The sequence below is a fragment of the Mycobacterium sp. 852013-51886_SCH5428379 genome, from assembly GCF_001665575.1.
In the GTDB taxonomy this organism is placed as follows: domain Bacteria; phylum Actinomycetota; class Actinomycetes; order Mycobacteriales; family Mycobacteriaceae; genus Mycobacterium.
In genome coordinates this window covers 126310-144380 of the sequence record NZ_LZSU01000036.1, presented here as the reverse complement: position 1 = coordinate 144380, position 18071 = coordinate 126310, and the positions used below count along the sequence as shown (strand labels likewise).

Here is an 18071-nt window from a genome sequence, read left to right as displayed (position 1 = left end):
CGGTGTCAGGAATCAACAGCAACTCCTCCGGAGTGGCTCACCGAGAAGGGAACTGACATGGAGAACACCGCATCAAAATCAGCTCTGTCGCTGTGTGGCGGCGTGATGCTCGTGCTGGCGGGGGCCGCTGCAGTCGGCACGTGCGCGCTGGTGGCCGCGACTCCGGCAAACGCCCAGGGCGCCGCCGCGACGATCGACCAGCTCGAGGCCACCGGGTTCGACGTGCGGGTCACCCGCGTGGGCAGCGCACCGTTGAGCGAATGCATCGTCACCGACATCGGCGACCCGGTCGAGCAGCGGCGGCTGACCCTGGTGCAGGGCCGCGATGACGACGACAGCAGACTCGTCCCGGTGGTGTTCAAACGCACCATCACGGTGGCGCTGAACTGCGCGTCGTGATACCCGGACAGGAGCCAGGATGCGCATTGGCGTGGTGTTTCCCCAGACCGATCTCGGCGGTGATGCCGGCGCGGTCCGCGCCTACGGCGAAGCCGTCGAGGCGCTCGGCTATCGGCACATCCTGGCTTACGACCACGTCGTCGGGGCGGATCCGGCGGTGCACACCGGCTGGGCCGGCCCCTACGACGTGCACACCACATTCCACGAGCCGTTCGTGATGTTCGGTTATCTGGCCGCCGTCACCCGGACCGTCGAGCTCGTCACCGGAGTCATCATCCTGCCGCAACGGCAAAGCACCCTGGTCGCCAAACAGGCCGCCGAGGTCGACCTGCTCAGCGATGGTCGGCTGCGCCTGGGCGTCGGGGTCGGTTGGAACCCCGTCGAGTACGAAGCGCTCGGCGAGAATTTCACCGATCGCGGTAAGCGCTCCGAGGAGCAGATCGCGCTGCTGCGCCGGCTGTGGACCGAACAGACCGTGTCCTTCGCCGGAAAGTTCCACCGGGTGACCGGAGCAGGGCTGGCTCCGCTGCCGATCCAGCGGCCGATTCCGGTCTGGCTCGGCACCGCCTCGGCGCCGGGATTCCGACGCGCCGGCCGGATCGCCGACGGCTGGTTCCCGATGACGCGGCCCGGCCGGAAACTCGACCACGCGCTGGCCCTGGTCGCCGAGGGCGCCGCCGCGGCCGGTCGCGATCCGGCCGAGATCGGCATGGAGGGCCAGGTGAAGTGGTCCGGCGACGACGACGCCGTGCGCCGCGAGATCGACGCCTGGGCCCAGGCCGGCGCGTCCCACGTTTCGGTCAACACAATGGGCGCCGGACTGTCGACGGTCGACGATCATCTGGCCGTGCTGACGCGCCTGGCCGCCGGCTCCTGACATCACCGCAGGTCAAAAAACCGCACGTCACGGGGTGTTTGACCCCACAGCCGTAAAAGTCGCATCAGCGGTACTTGTTTACATACCGTCGAAGACATGCAACTGACGCGGTTCACCGACCTGGGACTCCGGGCGATGATGCTGCTCGCCTCCGGCGAGTCCACCGACCGCCGCATCACCACCCGCACCATCGCCGCGGGGGCCGGTGCGTCCGAGCACCACATCGCCAAGGCGGTCTCGCGGCTGGTGGAACTCGGGATGGTCAATGCGCGCCGCGGCCGCGTCGGCGGACTCGAGTTGACCGACGCCGGCCGCACCGCATCCGTCGGCTGGCTGGTTCGCCGGCTCGAGGGTGACCGAGAGGTCATCGAATGCGGCGGCGACGACCCGTGCCCACTGATCGCCGCATGCCGACTCCGCCGGGCGCTCGCGGAGGCCAAGGAGGCCTTCTACCGCGAACTGGACCGGCACACCGTCACCGACCTCGCGGGCAGCCCAAGCCTGCCCGTGATCCTGCAGCTCACCGGAGAAAGGAATCCACTGTGACCCTCATCGAGCAAGGCCCGCCCGCGGTCCGCGACGAACTCGAGCCTGAACACGCCGAGGTCATCAAGGCCACGCTGCCCCTGGTGGGCGCGCACATCGACGAGATCACCACGGCGTTCTACGAGACGATGTTCGGCAGCCATCCGGAGCTGCTCCGCAATCTGTTCAACCGCGGCAACCAGGCCCAGGGGGCGCAACAGCGGGCGCTGGCCGCGTCGATCGCGACGTTCGCCACCCACCTGGTCGATCCGGCGCTGCCGCATCCCTCGGAGTTGTTGTCCCGGATCGGGCACAAGCACGCGTCGCTGGGCATCACCGCCGACCAGTATCCGATCGTCCACGACAACCTCTTCGCGGCGATCGTCGCGGTGCTCGGCGCGGAGACCGTGACCGCGCCGGTCGCGGCCGCGTGGGACCGGGTGTTCTGGATCATGGCCGATACCTTGATCGCCCTCGAACGTGAGCTCTACGCGAGCGCGGGGGTGGCCGAGGGCGACGTCTTCCGGCGCGCCAGGGTGGCGGCCAGGACCGACGATCCGTCGGGTGTGGTCCTGCTGTCCGTGCGGCTCGACGGCGTCGACGCCGTCGATTCCGTTCCCGCGCAGTATGTCTCGGTCGGCGTAACGCTACCCGACGGCGCCCGGCAGCTGCGGCAGTACAGCCTGGTCAACCCGCCGGGTGCGGAATTGTTGACGTTCGCCGTCAAACCCGTCGCCGCCGTCGGGGACGCGCCTGCCGGCGAAGTGTCCACCTGGATCCGGGAGAACGTACGGGTCGGTGACCTGCTCGACGTCACCCTGCCGTTCGGCGATCTGCCGGCACCGAATGCGGATGGCCGCCCGGTGGTGCTGATCTCGGCCGGCATCGGCATCACGCCGATGATCGGAATCCTCGAGCATCTGGCCGCCGAGCGACCCGATGCCGAGGTGCGGGTGCTGCACGCCGACCGCGGGGACCGTGACCATGCCCTGCGGGAGCGTCAGCAGGAACTGGTCGCAGCCCTGCCGAACGCGACGCTCGACACCTGGTACGAGGACGGCTTGACCGGTGACCGCGCGGGGGTGCACCCCGGCCGGGTCGCGCTCGACCAGGCGCTGCTGCCCGACGACGCCGACGTCTACCTCTGTGGCAACGACGGATTCGTGCGGGCGGTGCGCGACCAGCTGAGCGCGCGGGGTGTGCCGGCAGACCGGGTGCACTGCGAGTTGTTCAGCCCGAACGACTGGCTGATGGGATAGCTCGAGCATCGGTGCCGCGCGCCGTCAGGAGATCCACAGTTTGCGGATGGACGGCGTGCGGTATCCAGCTTCCGGCGGCCGCGAGGGCCGACCGAGAAGTCGTGAGGAGTCATCGTGAGCGGAACCGACAAGGCGAACAACAAGATCGAAGAGCTCGGGGGCAAGGCGAAAGAGGGCCTCGGGAAGCTCACAGGCGACAAGAGCACCGAGAACGAAGGCAAGGGTGATCAGGCGAAGTCGAACCTGAAGGACGCCGGCGAAAAGGTCAAGGACGCCTTCAAGAAGTAGGCGCGCCGCTCAGGGGACCACCAGCAGGAGCACGAGGAGGAGTGATCCGGCGGTACCGACCAGTCCGCCGATCAACAGTGCGCGCACCAGGAACGCTCGGGACCGCACCACGCCCCACAGCAGCAACAGCGCCAGCAGACCGCCGAGCGCGAAGAGAACCGCTTCGATCAACGGCAGGGCGAGGATCCCTGTCACCGCCAACCAACCGGCGACCACCCCCACGCCGGCGAGGAGCACTGCCGCCACCCAGCGGAGGACGGAGCCGCTCAGCGGTCCGGCCAGCCGGCGAGAAGCGTTCGGGTTTCGGCGCTCACCAGTTCGACGGCGTCGCCCACATCCACGGTGACGACGTCGCCTACGGTGCCGTCGTACGGTTCCGTGCCGAACGACAGCCCGAGCAGCCCGTGGAAGTCGTCGGTTCGGACGAACGTGTGCGCGCGGGAGAACAGGGGCTGCACGTCGAACACCCGGACCCGGAGTTTCTCCCGGTTGATCCGGCCCAGTTCGCGCCCCGATTCCGGATCCGTGACTACTTGTGCGGCAACGGAATACACGGCGAATACCATGCCGGGCACCACTCCCGCCTCGCCGCCTCTGTTGATGATCAACGTGTAGTCGTCCTCGATGAGGGCGACCTGACCGGCGAGTGTCCGGCCGGTCATGACGCGGCCAGGGACGCGCTCCCCGGCTGGATGCGCGGCCGGATGCGGTAGTCCTCCGGCTCGGCGACGCTGATGTCGGCGGTGCCGTCGGTGCCGAGGGCGAGTTCGGCGGCGGTTTTGGCCTGGAAGAGCGCGATCACGCCCTGCTGATGACGCTCGGACCCGAAGGTGTTGAGTGCCAACGTCAGCTTCTTGTCGATGTAGGCGACCGACTGCGACAGGTCGGCCTCGGGCGCAAGTGTGCTCGGCCGCTGCGTCTGCGTCCGGTCGGGGCCGGGTCCGCTGTACCACCGGTGCCCGAGGACGCCGACGGCGATGCAGCACACCGGGATCACCACCACCGAGCAGATCAGCGCTGCGGTACCGGTCAGGCCGATCGAGCCGACGATGCCGAGCATGGCCGCGACGCCGAAGAAGGACAGGGCCCGCATCGTCGGCGGGACCGCGCGGATCGTGCCGCGGAGCTGCGCCACCGCGCGTCCGCCGCCGCGGGCCGACGCGGCAATCGCCCGCGCGGAACCGGCGATCGCGGCGACCGCGATGCGACCCGCGTCGTCGACGTGCTTACGGGTGATCGGCGGCTTCGGCACCGACCGCGTCTGGCGCGGAGCAGTAGCGACCGGCTCAGCCGGCTCGGCAGCAGGAGACTCGTTGATCACAGATGCATCAGCAGTCACATCCGTATCATCCTCCGGTGCTGCCGGATCGCCGGTCTGGCGCGCCGGGGATCAGCCCTGGAGCCGCACCATTCGGGCTGCGGTGGGCGGCGTGACGGCATCGGCCGCGGCCGGTTGGAACCTCGGCGTCGCGATGACGGGTAGTCCGATCGCCACCCCGCTGGCCGGTCCCGCCGACGTGTCGAGCTCGAACGCCTCCCCCGGCAGGCCGTAGACGCCGGCGCAGGCTGCACCGTCGCACCGCCCGGTCTCCGGATTGATCCGTCCCGCGAAGATGTCATTCGCCCATCCGGCGATGATGGTCTGGGCAGCCGCTTTGTTCTGTTCGGTCGGGAAGCCCTGGTACAGGTACGAGATGAACTGGATGGCCGGCGTCCCACCCTGCATGGCGTCGAGGTGCTGCCCGCCGTCGAGGATCACACCGTTGAAGTAGCCCGGCCGGTGCTCGACCAACGCGGCGTCGACCCGGCGCGCCTGTTTGGGTGCACCGAGTTCGAAGACGGGGATGTAGGTGTCCAGCAGTTCCAGTTTGTCCAGCCCGTCGGGGAGGACGTTGGCCGGCGGTGCGCCGTCGAGCAGCACCAGTCCGGCCAGTTGGTTGCGGGCCCCGCTCGCGCGGATGGCCTCTGCGTAGTAGCCCGCCGCACCGGCGGCCACGCCCGCGCCGAGGGAATGACCGACGATCATGAACTGCTCCGGGAGCGCGGCCTCGGCGCCGTACTTCTCGGCGAAGCCCGCGGCGACCGCGCTGGCGGTCAACGCGTCGCGGTCGCCCAGCAGGAGGTTCGCGGTGGCCTGGTACACCTGATCGTCGCCCAGCCAGAACCCGTCCTGCCGGTAGCGATTCGACGACAGGGTGGGCACGACCACGACGCTGCGGGTGCTGTCGGCGAGGTAGGACGCGGTGAAGCTGTACATCGCGCCGACGCCGAGGAAGCCGTGCTGCAGGTAGATGAGCCGCTGCGGGACCTCGTCACCGGCCGGGTAATACCAGTCGGCCGGCACGGTGCGGCCAGTGGTGATCTCCAGGGTGGAACTGCGCACGGTGACGTCGGTGCCGGGCGCCGCGATCGGCGGACCCGCGACCGCGGTGACGGCGACGCCGATGACGTCGAACACCAGGGATTGGACCGCGTCGAGGAGGGGCTGCGGCCGCGCGGTCGATGTCGCGGGCTGGGCGGCGTCTGCGAGCGGCACCTGCCGCGCCGACAACGTCGTTGTCGCGGAAGCGGATTCCCCGTCGTTCTCCCGCTGCGCGGTTCGGGCCTGGGCGCGCGCGGCGCGCTCCACCCCCGCCGACGGGGCTTCCTCGGCCTCGGCCCGGGTTTCCGCGCTCCGGGTGCCCGAAGTCGTCCGCGCCGGTTCGGAGCCGCCCCGGGTGATCCCCGCGGTGCGCTCCGAAGAGTCGGATGACTTGGCATCCGACGACTCAGCACGTGACGACTTGGAGCTGACCCCGGAACTCGAAGTGTCAGATCCGGTGTCCGCGCTCGCGGTGTCCGCCCCTGCGATCAGGGCCGCCGAGACACCCGCCGCGAGCACGCCCGCACCCATCCACGCCGACAGTTGCGCCACCACATCTCCCAAGGTCCGATTCGCTGGTCGGCCTCAAGCTAGGGCATCAGCGTGTTCCGGAAGACACTTTCCGGCAACTGTTCATAAGTTGGCTTACCGGAACTCACATTCGCCGCGGATCGATCAGGGTGACGCCGGAGAGCGGGGCGTCCGCCAGCGTCGCCAAAAGGCCGGCACCCTCGCTGAGCCCGACGATGCGTTCCACGAGTTCCTGCGGCCGCAGCACGCCGGCCTCGATCAGCGCGAGCATCCCGGGATAATCGGCGCTGGCCATCCCGTGGCTGCCCAAGATGTCCAGCTCCCAGGCGATCACCCGATCCATCGGCACCCGCGGATGCCCGGCGACATTCGGCAGCAGGCCGACCTGGAGGTGCCGTCCCTGGCGTCGCAGGCTGTGGATGGCCTCGGCGCAGGTGGCCGGCGCCCCGACGGCGTCCACCGCGACGTGGCTGCCGCCGCCGGTCAGTTCGTGAATCTGGTCGGCCACGTCCCGTCCGCTGCCGTCGGCTGTCACGGTGTGCTCGGCGCCCAACCGTCCGGCCAGCGCCAGTGCGGCGGGCTCGCGGTCGACGGCGATCACCCTGGCGCCGAGCGCCGCACCGATCTGGACGGCGCTGAGCCCGACGCCACCGGCTCCGACGACGGTCAGCCACTCGCCGGGGCGAATGCGGGCGCGGTCGGTGAGAGCGCGGTAGGCGGTGGCGAACCGGCAGCCCAGACCCGCCGCGGCGGCGTCGTCGACGGTGGCGGGCACCGCGACGAGGTTGGCATCGGCGGCGTGCAGGGACACGAACTCGGCGAAGGATCCCCAGTGGGTGAACCCCGGCTGGGTCTGATCGGGGCAGACCTGCGCCTCGCCCGCGACGCACCATTCGCACCCACCGCATCCGCAGACGAACGGGGTGGTGACGCGGTCGCCCACCGCCCATCGCGTCACATCGGCGCCGACCGCGGCCACGACGCCGACGAATTCGTGGCCGGGAACGTGGGGCACCGCGATGCCGTCGTCGTGGCCCGCCCACCCGTGCCAGTCGCTGCGGCACAGACCGGTGGCGTGCACCGCGACGACCACACCATCGGCCGGGGGCCGCGGGTCGGGGACGGACCGGATCTCCAGTGGTCCGCCGAACTCGTCGAACAGCATGGCGCGCACGACATCAGTGTGCCGCGCTGGGATCATGGACCGGCAGGACGGAGGTGGTCGAGGTGATCGAGGTGTTCGCAGCGCACCGCGAGTTCGTCGCCTACGGACCGTCACATCTGGTGGTGCTCACCGTGTTCGCCGTCGGTGCGGCACTGCTGGTGTGGCGCGGCCGGCGGCAGACCGAGGAGCAGGCCCGCCGAATGAGTCGGGTCTTCGCACTCCTGATCCTCGCCGCGTTCGCCACGGCGCTGTACTACAAACTGATCCGGCCGGATCTCAGTACGTCGATCCCCCTGCAGCTGTGCGACATCGCCGAACTCACGGCCGCCTACGCCCTGTGGTCGGGCCGGCACCGCGCGTTCGTCCTCACCTACTTCTGGGGGCTGCTGTTGAGCTCGCAGGCGTTGCTCACCCCGGACATCGGTACGCCGCAGGAAGGGGCGCCGGACTTCCCGAGCCATCTGTTCCTCACGTTCTTCGTCCTGCACGTGTTCGTGGTGTGGTCGGCGATCTATCTCACCTGGGGCCGCGGACGGCGCCCGGGGTGGAACGACTGGCGGTTCGCAGTCGTCGTGACCCTGGGTTGGGTGGCCTTCACACTGGCGTTCAACGCGATCGCCGGGACGAACTACGGCTACCTCAATGCCAAACCGCCCACCGCGTCGGTGCTCGATCTACTGGGGCCCTGGCCGGCGTACCTGCTGATCGAGATCGCGGTCGTGATCCTCGCGTGGGCGCTGATGACGTGGCCGTGGGCACGGACGCCAAGGAGCCGACAAGAATCCACCAAGGCCTCGACCGCACGCTGACCTCAACACCTCCGCCCTGGAGCGGAGGTCACGACAGAGAGGTCTCACCATGAGGTTCACCGCCCGCACCGCCCTCGTCGCCGCGATCATCGGCGGTGCCTCCGTCGGCCTGCCCGGCGTCGCCGCCGCCGCCCCGCTCCACGATCCGCGCGGGTTGTGCGCGACGCGCGACGACGCCGGCAACTGCCAGTTCGGCTGGGCCGGCCCGTCACACAGCGTCGACGGGGTGTTCCCCGCGGACTACCCGCAGGAGCAGGCGGTCGTCGACTACCTGACCCGGGCGGTCGACGACTTCGAGGCCGACTCCGGACCGCTCGGTGGTCTCGACAATCCCCTGCCCCCGGAGGACTTCTCGGCCACCGGCACCCGGTACATCTCCGGCGACGCGGCGACCGGCACGCAGTCCGTCGTCATCGAGGTCGATCAAATGCTGCGCGGCGCAGCGCATCCGGCGGCCTGGTACAAATCCTTCACCTACGACATGGGCACCCGGGCGCCGGTCACGTTCGACGGCCTGTTCCGGCCGGGCACCAAGCCGCTCGAGGTGATCATGCCGATCGCCCAGAAGCAACTGAGCGACGAGGCCGGACAGCCGGTGACGATCGATCCGGCGCTCGGCCTCGACCCGGCGAACTATCAGAGCTTCGCGATCACCGACGACGCGGTCGTCTTCTTCATCGATCGCAACGGCCTGGTGCCCGCTTACGGGACGACGGCGACGGTGACCGTACCGCGCAGCGCGATCGCCGGCATGCTGACACCGGGCCTCTGACCTCGCGGGCACGTACCGTCGAGTCATGGTGCTGCAGCGCGAACTCGGTGCGATCAGGGGCGGCCTGGGCCGCGCGCTGTTCGGGATGGTGGCCGGACCCGACGGACCCGACAACCGGGCCCGAATCCACGGAACGCCGGGCCCGCGATGGTTCGCCGAGGACCGCCCGATCCGCCGCGTGCACGGCGACGCGTCCATGTTCGTCGGCGGACTGCGCGCGCTGCTGCTGCAGTCGCTGCATCCGCTCGCGATGGCCGGCGTCGCCCAACACTCCGACTACCGCGGAGACCCGTGGGGACGCCTGCAGCGCACCAGCACGTTCCTCGCCGTCACGACGTTCGGCACGGCGACCGACGCGCAGCGCGCCGTGGACAAGGTGCGCGGCATCCACCGCCGCGTCCACGGTGTCGGTCCGGACGGTACGCCGTACCACGCCTCCGACCCCCATCTGCTCGAGTGGGTGCACATCGCCGAGATCGACAGCTTCCTGCTGGCCCATTCGCTCTACGGCGCACGTCCGCTCGACCAGCGCGGCCGCGACGGATACGTCGCCGACACCGCCCGTGTCGCAACGGCTCTGGGTGTCGAGAACCCGCCACGCACCGAAGCCGAACTGCGGGAGCGGATCGAGGCGTTCCGGCCTGAACTGCGCGGAACGGCCGCTGCGCGCGACGCCGCGCGTTTCCTGCTGTTGACGCCGCCGCTGCCACTGCCGGCCCGCGCGCCGTACGGGGTGCTGGCCGCAACGTCGGTGGCGATGCTGCCCGCGTGGGCGCGGTTGCCGTTGCGGCTGCCCTACCTGCCGCCGCTCGAGGCGACGGCGGTGCGGTTGTCCGGCCGGATTCTGGTCGGCGGGATCAGATGGGCGATGACGGCCGCTCAGGACAGCACGTCGGCGACCGCGGCGCCGAGCCGCCGGCCCGACAACCACGCCGATTCGACGCGCGGTGCGCCCGACGGGCACCACGCGTCGCCGCAGACACCCACGGGTCGCTGATCGGTCAGGAGTCCGAACGCGGCGTCACCGTGGGTGCCGGCCGGCTTCGCGAACGTCCATCGGTGGGCGTGCGTCCACACCGGTTCCGCCGACACGCCGAGCAGTCGGCGCACGGCGGCCAGGACCGGCGACACCGAGTCCTCGGGACGGTCGAGATGCCGGCGGGCACGGGACGCGGTGGTGTGGGCGACGAGCACCGGCGCGTCATCGCCCCGCCGCGAGCCGTCGTCGGCGACGAATGAGACGTCGGGGTCGTCGTTGACGAACGCGGCGTCGCGCAACTGCCAGCATCGTTCGGGCCACCCTGCGGCGACGGCGATGACAGGTTCGTAGTCGACCCAGTCGAACGCCCCGGGCGCCAGACGGGCGGCCTGCGGATCGGGCATGGCCAGGATTACGGCGTCGTGACTGAAGGCGTCCAGCGAGTCGACCGGCGTGGCGAACCGGCCATCGCCGGGCAGCAGATCCGTTATGAGAGAACGCAGTCCACCCGGGGTGGCGAAGCGCACCGGTCCGGTCGTGGCCTCCCGGCCGTCGGGCGACACGACGTCGAAGGTGTCGGTCCATGGGTGCGCCAGGCGGCGGCTCACCCAGTCGTCGACCACCGCGGCGAAGGCCTGATCTTTGACGGTGAAGTAGGCGGCGCCCAAATCGACGCGGCGCTCGTGCAGGGTCGGCGAGGCCATCCGGCCGCCGGGTGCCCGGCCGCGCTCGAACATTTCCACAGCGATTCCGCGCTCCCGCAGCACCTGTGCACAGGCCGCGCCGGACATGCCGGCGCCGATGACCGCCACGCGCCGAAGTGTCATGCCGGCCACGCTAGACCAGAGGTTCACGCGGGCCGCTGACACGAGGACCTGCGAATTGCCTGTATCAATTAACGCACGTGTTAATGTCCGTGATCTGCCTCACGTCGGGTGAGTGGACAGGGCTGCGCGAGCAGCTCGGTGGAGTCGAGAGCAAGGGAGCAACAGTGGCCGCCCCCAGCCCACGGAAGCCTCGTCGTACTCGAGGCCGCCACCGCAAGCCCTCCACCTTCCAGACGACGGAAGCCGCGCGCTGGTTGCGCGCAGGTGTGGTCGGCGGCGGCCTCGCCGCGGCGATCGCGTGTAGCCAGGGTGTTGCGTCGGCCAGCACCGACGACTCATCGCCGTCGACGGGTCCGTCCTCCAGCACCGGCGCAGCGGGCTCCGACGACGGCGGCAAGGCCGGCGGCGTCACGCGCAGCACACGCACCGCAGACAGCACTCCCGAGGACAACTCGCGGACGTCGAACACGCGGTCCGGGTCCGCGGGCTCCGACCAGAGCGCCACGACGGCCGCCTCCAGGACACGCGCCGAGGACGACGCCCGCGTCGAGAATTCACGGACGCTGAAGCAACGAGCCCCGCAGGACGAACCGGCTGACGACGCGCCGGCCCCCGGCACACCGTCACCGGTCGCATCCGCGCCGTCCGCGCAGCCGACGGGCGCCGGCCGTGCGGTTCCGGCCGAAGACACCACGACGTCGACGAAGACCACATCGATGAGGACCACCTCCCCGACGGGGACCACGTCGACGAAGACCACATCGATGAAGACCGCTGCCGAAACAGCGGCCGAGACGATGGACACCGCTTCGGCGGCTGCGGCCCAGATGATGGACACCGCTTTCGAGACGCAGTCGACGCTCAACACGACAGCACCGGCCGCTTTCGCGGCCACCGCCGCGCTCACAGAGGACGAGGTGCTGTTCCAGAACGTGGTGGCCCGGGCGGTGATGCGCCTGGACGGCTGGCCGGGGCCGCCGCGCAATTTCGTCGACATCACCAATTACCAAACCGATCAGAGCCTCGACGCCGCCAACAATCAGCTCGACAACATCGTCGCGACGGCGCCCTTCGGCAGTCCCGCTCGGTGGCTACCGGACCTCATCACCATGGTGGGGGCCTTCTTCATCCCGGCTATCCCGAACTCGACGTTCACCGACGGACTCAACGCGATGGGCGACTTCCTGAACCGGGTGGTGCCACCGTTCAAGATCGCCGACGGGGCGGGCACGCTCGACATCATCTCGCCGTACAAGATCATGGGTGCTGCGGTGGTCGGCACGGCCACGGTTCTCCAAGACATGCTCAACGGCATCTACGACCCGGCCCAGTGGGCGATCCATGTCATCAAGGCGACCACCGGGGCTAATGCCACCGTCTCCGACCTCAGCGACTTCGGCAGCCTCCAGGCCAAGGTCGTGGCCGCCCAGGCCGGGGCAGTACTCGGGATCGGCGACGGCGGCGCGTTCGACGAACCCGAAAGGGCCTGGAACATCACGCTGCCCACCTGGAGCGAAGCCCAGGTGAATCCGTTCACGATCGTGACCTACATCGCCCTGGTCGCCATGTACAAGCGGTTCCAGGAGATGGCCGCCCTGACGACGTTCACCACATGGACGACGTACGACAGCTGGCACTACACCAACGGCTTGGGCATGTACGCGGCAGGCACGTTCCATGCGGTCGATCCCGACGGCGGCTCAATCGTGTTCCGTGCCGACGGCACACTCGGCCGGACGTATACGACCGAGGGCAATGCGTTGGTGACCATCAACACCGTGGGAGGCGGTTTCACCTACACGCCACCGGCATTGTGGGATCCCAAGCGTCAAGACGCTGCCTTCTTCCACCGCAGCACTTCGGAAGACCCGGAAGAGCGGTTCGACTGGGTGACCGTGAAGGCGTACTCCGCCAACGGCGTCCCCTACGACATCCGCGTGGGCATCGAGATCATCAACGGGACGAACGCCGCCCCGGTCTACACCGGTGTCACGGGCCAGAACACGGACGCAGCGGGCACGGTGAAGGGCAGGATCACCGCCACCGATTCCGACGGCGACCCCTTGAGGTTCTACCTGGTCGATTCGTCGGTCAACGGCCTGAACGGCAACTCGGCCTACACCAAGAACGGCGCCGCCAACGGCGGCATCGTCACCCTCAACGAGACGACCGGCGACTTCACCTACGTGTCGAGTGCGACGGCCGGCGCCAACCAGACCTTCCAGGTGCGGATCAACGACCGCCATCACGGCAACACGATCGTCACCATCACGGTGCCGAACACCACCTCGATCAACCCGGCCAACGTCAACACCTCGACGCCCTACGTGGTCACCGGGACAGTGCCGACCTCGACCAACAAGCCGGGAGCGTTCACCAGCTACACACTCGTCGGAGGCACGACGAAGGGCACTGTCACATCGTTCAACCCGACTACCGGGGCGTTCACGTACACCTCCAATGTGGGTCGTGTGTTGGACAACGACGACGTGGTGACCGTCATCGCCACCGACGCCAACGGTCGTTCGGTGACCCTCCGCATGGCGGTGAAACCGAAGACCGACACCACCAATCCGACCCTGACGTTGACGACACCTCCGACGGTCGGCACGCTGAACGGCACCACTCAGACCAGCACCGGGAAGCTGACGTACTTCGACGCGGACGGTGATGCCCCCGTCTGGAGCAATACGACCTCCGCGAGGGGCGCCACCGTCACCTTCGCCCCCGACGGCACGTTCACCTACACCAGCAACCTCACGACCGCGCAGCGCCATGCGGTCGCCAGGATCGGCGCCGCCGGCAGCACCTACAACAACGTCGCCTTGGCCGCCTGGGAGGACGCGTTCACGGCCACCGTCTCCGACGGCTTCGGCGGCACCGCCACCACCGTGGTCAAGGTCCCGATCTACGCGATCAACGCCAATCCGACGATCAGCACGAACAATCCGGCGTGTGGATTCGGCACCTGCACTGCGACGGCGACCACGACCGACCCTGACGGAGACAATCTCAGCGGCTCGCTGAACACGTCCAACAACGGCACGGGAAGCCCCTGGTACACCCTCAGCCGGGGGTCGGTCACCATCAACGCCGGCAACCAGCACACCTTCAGTTGGACCGGCAACAGCAACGGCGCCGGCACCCAGCAGACCGGCATCCAGATCTACACCGTCTATGACGGCTACTACCGGGTCACCAACGGTGTGGTCGACTCCAGCTACTTCTCGCGTGCATGGGTCCAGTGGAACAACACCACCAGGACCTTCGGGAACTAGCCAGCTGCAGACGCCCCTCTCAGAAGGGTGGTGGGTCGTCGCCGTAGTCGGGATGGGGTTGCGGTTCGGGTGGTGGGTGGTCCGGCCGGGCGGCTCGCACTCTGGCGGCGTGAGCGGCGGCGGCTGCGGCGGCTCGTCGTTGGGCGGCGTTGTGTTCGCGTTCGGCGGTGATGCGTGCGGCGGTGTCGGCGGCGCGGGTGCGTCGTCGTTTCGGCATCTTGGCTTTCCGGTGGGGATCCGGCGGCGGCTTCGCCAGCGGGGGTAGGTCGGCGGTGGTGACATCCCATGTGGGGAAGAACATTCGGCTGGCGGGCGTGGTGGTGTAGCGCTTACCCAGCGGGGTGGTCCAGGTGACGGTGCCGTCGGAGGTTTGTTCGTCGTGCCAGCCGTCGCCGAAGGTTTTGGCCAGGTGGTGGGTGCGGCATTTGCAGTGCAGGTTCGACGGGTGGGTGGGTCCGTAGGGCCAGGGCAGGACGTGATCGATGTCGCAGCGTGCGGCGGGGACCTCGCAGCCGGGGAAGCGGCAGAACAGGTCGCGGGCGCGGACGAATGCGGCCAGCTTGGCGGAGGGCTGGTAGTGCGGTTCGGGATCGGGTCCGGGCCGCCACAGCGGTTTGATGACCGCCCCACCGCGGATCGCTTCGGCCAACGCGGGAACCGGAACCCCTACCGCACCGGGCAGTAACGCGGTGCCGGCATCCTGCGGGCAGCGAGCGGGATTCGAGGGACCCGCCTGCGCTTCACCCTCCGACTCGGCTTCACGTTCCGGCTCGACCCCAGCTTCCGGCTCGGCGGAGGGTTGGGCTTGTCGGCGGGCGTATGCCTCCTGCTGCTCGTCATCTTCAGCGGCGATCAGCCTCTGCGCGGCCTCGAGTGCGGCGGGGTCGGCGATGACCGAGATCACGACATTCGAATTGGTCGGCGCGGTCGCAACGCAGTCGGGGTTACCGCACCGGCACGGCAGCTGGGCTTGGCCGTGGATGATCGCGCCCATGGCGCAGCTGCGCCGCTCGCCGAGGTCGCGCGGGTCATCGGGACAGATCCCGGTCAGCAGGGCGGTGATCCGCTTCTCCAGCACCGCGGCGTCAAAGCCGAGGATCTGACCCCAGATGCTGGTCAGTTCATCGGGGTCGTCATGGGCCCCGACATGAACGTCACGTTTCTTGATGCTCTCTTTGGCTCGGGTGACCGCGTCGGGGTCGTGGCGGTGGATCAGAGCGTCGATCGCGGTGACCAGCCGTTCATCTGACAGCGGTGCCCACCGTTGGGCTTTCGCGGCGAGCGCGGCGTCGATGACGGCGAGGATGTCGGTGTCGATGATCAAACGGGTACGCCAGGTGATCGTGGAGATCATCCGGGCACTCAACCGGCCCTGCAGGCACAGCGCCGCGACCTTGGGCAGCCGATCCCGCAGCGCGACCGCGATCCGCATCTGCGCCGAGGCTTTGCGCTGTCCGACAGTGAGCACCGCCCCGACCTCGGCGGCGGTGGTCGCCCACGAGTCGAGTTGCCAGTCGTCGCACTCCTCGTCGTAGGTCACCGTCTGGTGCACCAACTGCGCGAGTGCCGCCAGCTTGCGCGCCCCCGCCCGCGCCTCCTCCACCGCGGCCTGCTCGATCGCAGCGACCAACGCGGAGTCGCCCATCCCCGCGAACGCCGCATCGAACATACATTCGATTCTAGCCGAATCCACCGACACGAGTTCGAGTTATCCACAGTCAGGCGCGGATCGCCGGCCCTATAGCACCTTCGACAAGAAGTCCTGCAGCCGTGGATGTTTCGGGTTGTCGAATACCTCCGCAGGGGTGTCGTCCTCGACGATCTTCCCATCGGCCATGAAAAGCACCCGGGACGCCACTTCGCGCGCGAACCCCATTTCGTGGGTGACCACCACCATCGTCATACCGCCGGCGGCGAGGTCGCGCAGGACCTGGAGCACGTCCCCGACCATCTCGGGATCCAGGGCGCTGGTCGCCTCGTCGAACAGCATGATCGACGGATTCATGGCGAGGGATCGGGCGATGGCGACGCGCTGCTTCTGACCGCCGGACAGAGTGGCGGGCTTCACGTGCGCCTTCTCCGCCAGGCCCACCTGATCCAGCAACTCGAGGGCCCTCTTCTCGGCCGCCGCCTTATTCATCTTCTTGGTGAGAAGCGGTGCGAGCGTGACGTTCTCGATGACCGTCATGTGCGGGAAGAGGTTGAAGTGCTGGAACACCATGCCGATGTGCTGTCGCACCTCGTCAAGGTTGATCTTGGAATCGGAGAGGTCGAAGTCGTCGATGATGACCGTGCCGTCCGTGATGTCCTCGAGCTTGTTGAGGCAGCGCAGGAACGTCGATTTGCCCGAACCTGACGGCCCGATCACGCAGACGACTTCACCGTGTTTGATCGTGGCGTCGATACCGTCGAGGACCACGAGCTCGCCGAACGACTTCTTCAGCCCTTCGATGCGGATCTTGACCTTGTCCTTCGGTTCGGCGGCAGCCGCTTCGGGAATCAGCCGGCTCATTTCACGATCCTCTTCTCCACCTGGTCGGACAGCTTGGTCAACGCCATGATCACGACGAAATAGATGACGCCGATGATCAGCCACATCTCGAACGACTTGTAGTTGCCCGCGATGATGATCCGTCCGGTCTGCGTGAGTTCGGCGATACCGATGACCGACAGGATCGAGGTGTCCTTCAAAGTGATCACGAACTGGTTGATGTACGAGGGGATCATCGTGCGGATCGCCTGCGGCAGAATCACTTTGCGCATCGTCGGTAGATAACCGATACCCAGGCTGCGCGCGGCCTCCATCTGCCCCTTGTCCACCGACAGGATGCCCCCGCGCACGATCTCGGTCATGTAGGCGCCGGCATTCAGAGACAGCGTGATGATGCCTGCGGTCAGCGCCGACATCTGGAAGCCGAGTGCCGACGGGATGCCGAAGTAGATGAAAAAGGCCTGCACGAGAAGCGGTGTGCCACGGAAGATGTCGACGAAGGTGGTGCCGACGGCCCGTAGCCAGATCGACCGCGATACGCGCATCAGACCGAATATCGTCCCGAGCACCAGTGCGACGGCGATGGAGACGACGCTGAGGATGATGGTCATCTTCAGGCCCTCGAGCAGGAGCGGGGACGTGCTCTTGATCAGGCCGAAGAACGAGTCGTCAGATGCGGTGGCTTCCTCGCCGAGGTAGGTATTGATGATGTCGTCGTAGCGGCCGGACTGCTTGAGGTTGTTCAAACCGGTGTTGAACTTCTGCAGCAACTCGCCATTCTGGCCCTTGTTCACGGCGAACCCGTAGCCGGTCGGGTCCTCCTTCGGTGTGACGGTCTTGAAACCGTTTCCCTGGGCGATGCCGTAGAGCAGCACCGGATAGTCCTCGAAAACGGCGACCGAGTTACCGGTCTTCACCTCGTCGAACATTGTGGACGAATCGGCGAACGAGACGACCTCGAACCCGTACTGGTCTTTGATCGAGTTGGCGAAATCTGCGCCCTGGGTGCCGTTCTTGACCGATACGCGTTTGCCGCGGAGGTCCTCGTAAGACTTGATGGTGTCGTCGTTCTCGAGCACGGCCATCTGGATGCCGGACTCGAAGTACGGTTCCGAAAAGTCGAAGATCTTCTTGCGTTCGTCGGTGATGGACATGCCGGCGATGACGCCGTCGACCTGATTGGCCTGCACGGCCTGCAGTGCCGCATCGAATCCGAGCGGTTTGATGTCGACGTTGAACTTCTGATCCTCGGCGATCGCGCGGATCAGGTCCATGTCGATGCCGACGAAGTTGCCCTGTGCGTCCTGGAATTCGAACGGGGCGAAGGTGGTGTCGGTGGCGATGACGTAGGTTTCGCCTTCGGCCTGGGCATGCGGCGCCGCGACGATTGCGGCGAGCAGTCCGAGCAGGAGCGCCGTGACGGCGGCGGTCAGAACGTGTCCTGGCCGACGGTTGCGCATATGTGTTCTCCCATCTGGCCCCGGGTGGGATGTCACACGCTAGTAGCGG

18 protein-coding genes are annotated in these 18071 nt (G+C 68.1%); 9 read left to right on the top strand and 9 right to left on the bottom strand.

Features of this window, described 5'->3' with window-relative positions; all coding sequences use genetic code 11:
- Window positions 1-57: 57 nt before the first annotated feature.
- The 5 genes from A5757_RS15370 (at window position 58) to A5757_RS15350 (ending at window position 3348) form a co-directional block, all read left to right on the top strand.
- Window positions 58-399: a hypothetical protein gene (locus tag A5757_RS15370; RefSeq protein WP_066835577.1), complete on the top strand. Its 342-nt coding sequence runs from the start codon at window positions 58-60 to the stop codon at window positions 397-399.
- 19 nt (window positions 400-418) lie between these two features.
- Window positions 419-1276 (top strand): LLM class F420-dependent oxidoreductase, encoded by an 858-nt coding sequence (locus A5757_RS15365; protein ID WP_066835575.1) that lies wholly within the window; start codon window positions 419-421, stop codon window positions 1274-1276.
- Between the two features lie 96 nt (window positions 1277-1372).
- Window positions 1373-1822 carry an Rrf2 family transcriptional regulator gene (locus tag A5757_RS15360; protein WP_066835573.1) on the top strand — a complete coding sequence of 150 codons (450 nt, stop codon included), beginning with the start codon at window positions 1373-1375 and terminating at the stop codon, window positions 1820-1822.
- Window positions 1819-3060: a globin domain-containing protein gene (locus A5757_RS15355; RefSeq protein ID WP_066835571.1), complete on the top strand. Its 1242-nt coding sequence runs from the start codon at window positions 1819-1821 to the stop codon at window positions 3058-3060. The genes A5757_RS15360 and A5757_RS15355 overlap by 4 nt, the downstream gene beginning before the upstream one ends.
- Before the next feature lie 114 nt (window positions 3061-3174).
- Window positions 3175-3348: a CsbD family protein gene (locus tag A5757_RS15350; RefSeq protein WP_066835569.1), complete on the top strand. Its 174-nt coding sequence runs from the start codon at window positions 3175-3177 to the stop codon at window positions 3346-3348.
- Window positions 3349-3357: 9 nt separating this feature from the next.
- Here the strand turns inward: A5757_RS15350 and A5757_RS15345 are convergent, their stop codons facing one another.
- The 5 genes from A5757_RS15345 to A5757_RS15325 form a co-directional block, all read right to left on the bottom strand.
- On the bottom strand, window positions 3358-3594 hold the full coding sequence (locus A5757_RS15345) for a hypothetical protein (protein ID WP_156618429.1): 237 nt from the start codon (window positions 3592-3594) through the stop codon (window positions 3358-3360).
- Window positions 3595-3614: 20 nt separating this feature from the next.
- Window positions 3615-4010, bottom strand: a complete 396-nt coding sequence (locus tag A5757_RS15340; RefSeq protein ID WP_066835565.1) for a hypothetical protein — start codon at window positions 4008-4010, stop codon at window positions 3615-3617.
- Complete coding sequence (locus A5757_RS15335; RefSeq protein ID WP_231984006.1) at window positions 4007-4600, bottom strand: hypothetical protein; 594 nt, start codon at window positions 4598-4600, stop codon at window positions 4007-4009. The genes A5757_RS15340 and A5757_RS15335 overlap by 4 nt, the downstream gene beginning before the upstream one ends.
- Window positions 4601-4738: 138 nt before the next feature.
- On the bottom strand, window positions 4739-6262 hold the full coding sequence (locus A5757_RS15330) for a hypothetical protein (protein WP_066835895.1): 1524 nt from the start codon (window positions 6260-6262) through the stop codon (window positions 4739-4741).
- 103 nt (window positions 6263-6365) lie between these two features.
- Window positions 6366-7406 carry a zinc-dependent alcohol dehydrogenase family protein gene (locus A5757_RS15325; protein ID WP_231984015.1) on the bottom strand — a complete coding sequence of 347 codons (1041 nt, stop codon included), beginning with the start codon at window positions 7404-7406 and terminating at the stop codon, window positions 6366-6368.
- 62 nt (window positions 7407-7468) lie between these two features.
- Between A5757_RS15325 and A5757_RS15320 the strand changes: the two genes are divergently transcribed.
- The 3 genes from A5757_RS15320 to A5757_RS15310 are packed head-to-tail and all read left to right on the top strand — an operon-like array spanning window position 7469 to window position 9984.
- Window positions 7469-8215 (top strand): TIGR02206 family membrane protein, encoded by a 747-nt coding sequence (locus A5757_RS15320; RefSeq protein WP_066835892.1) that lies wholly within the window; start codon window positions 7469-7471, stop codon window positions 8213-8215.
- 49 nt (window positions 8216-8264) lie between these two features.
- Window positions 8265-8987 carry an esterase gene (locus tag A5757_RS15315; protein WP_066835561.1) on the top strand — a complete coding sequence of 241 codons (723 nt, stop codon included), beginning with the start codon at window positions 8265-8267 and terminating at the stop codon, window positions 8985-8987.
- 25 nt (window positions 8988-9012) lie between these two features.
- Window positions 9013-9984 (top strand): oxygenase MpaB family protein, encoded by a 972-nt coding sequence (locus A5757_RS15310; RefSeq protein ID WP_197497353.1) that lies wholly within the window; start codon window positions 9013-9015, stop codon window positions 9982-9984.
- Here the strand turns inward: A5757_RS15310 and A5757_RS15305 are convergent.
- Window positions 9867-10793, bottom strand: coding sequence for an NAD(P)/FAD-dependent oxidoreductase (locus A5757_RS15305; protein ID WP_066835559.1), 927 nt, complete (start codon window positions 10791-10793; stop codon window positions 9867-9869). The two genes, A5757_RS15310 and A5757_RS15305, sit on opposite strands and share 118 nt — an antisense overlap.
- Window positions 10794-10957: 164 nt before the next feature.
- On the opposite strand from A5757_RS15305, the gene A5757_RS15300 reads away from it, so the two are divergent.
- Complete coding sequence (locus A5757_RS15300) at window positions 10958-14071, top strand: hypothetical protein (RefSeq protein ID WP_066835557.1); 3114 nt, start codon at window positions 10958-10960, stop codon at window positions 14069-14071.
- Window positions 14072-14090: 19 nt separating this feature from the next.
- On the opposite strand, the gene A5757_RS15295 is transcribed toward A5757_RS15300, so the two are convergent.
- From A5757_RS15295 to A5757_RS15285, 3 genes are all read right to left on the bottom strand, one after another.
- Window positions 14091-15740 carry an HNH endonuclease signature motif containing protein gene (locus A5757_RS15295; protein ID WP_066835550.1) on the bottom strand — a complete coding sequence of 550 codons (1650 nt, stop codon included), beginning with the start codon at window positions 15738-15740 and terminating at the stop codon, window positions 14091-14093.
- A gap of 69 nt (window positions 15741-15809) precedes the next feature.
- A complete protein-coding gene (locus tag A5757_RS15290; RefSeq protein WP_066835541.1) occupies window positions 15810-16583 on the bottom strand; it encodes an amino acid ABC transporter ATP-binding protein in 774 nt (257 codons plus the stop codon).
- A complete protein-coding gene (locus A5757_RS15285; protein WP_066835539.1) occupies window positions 16580-18022 on the bottom strand; it encodes an amino acid ABC transporter substrate-binding protein/permease in 1443 nt (480 codons plus the stop codon). Before A5757_RS15285 ends, A5757_RS15290 begins: the two co-directional genes overlap by 4 nt.
- Window positions 18023-18071 lie beyond the last annotated feature (49 nt).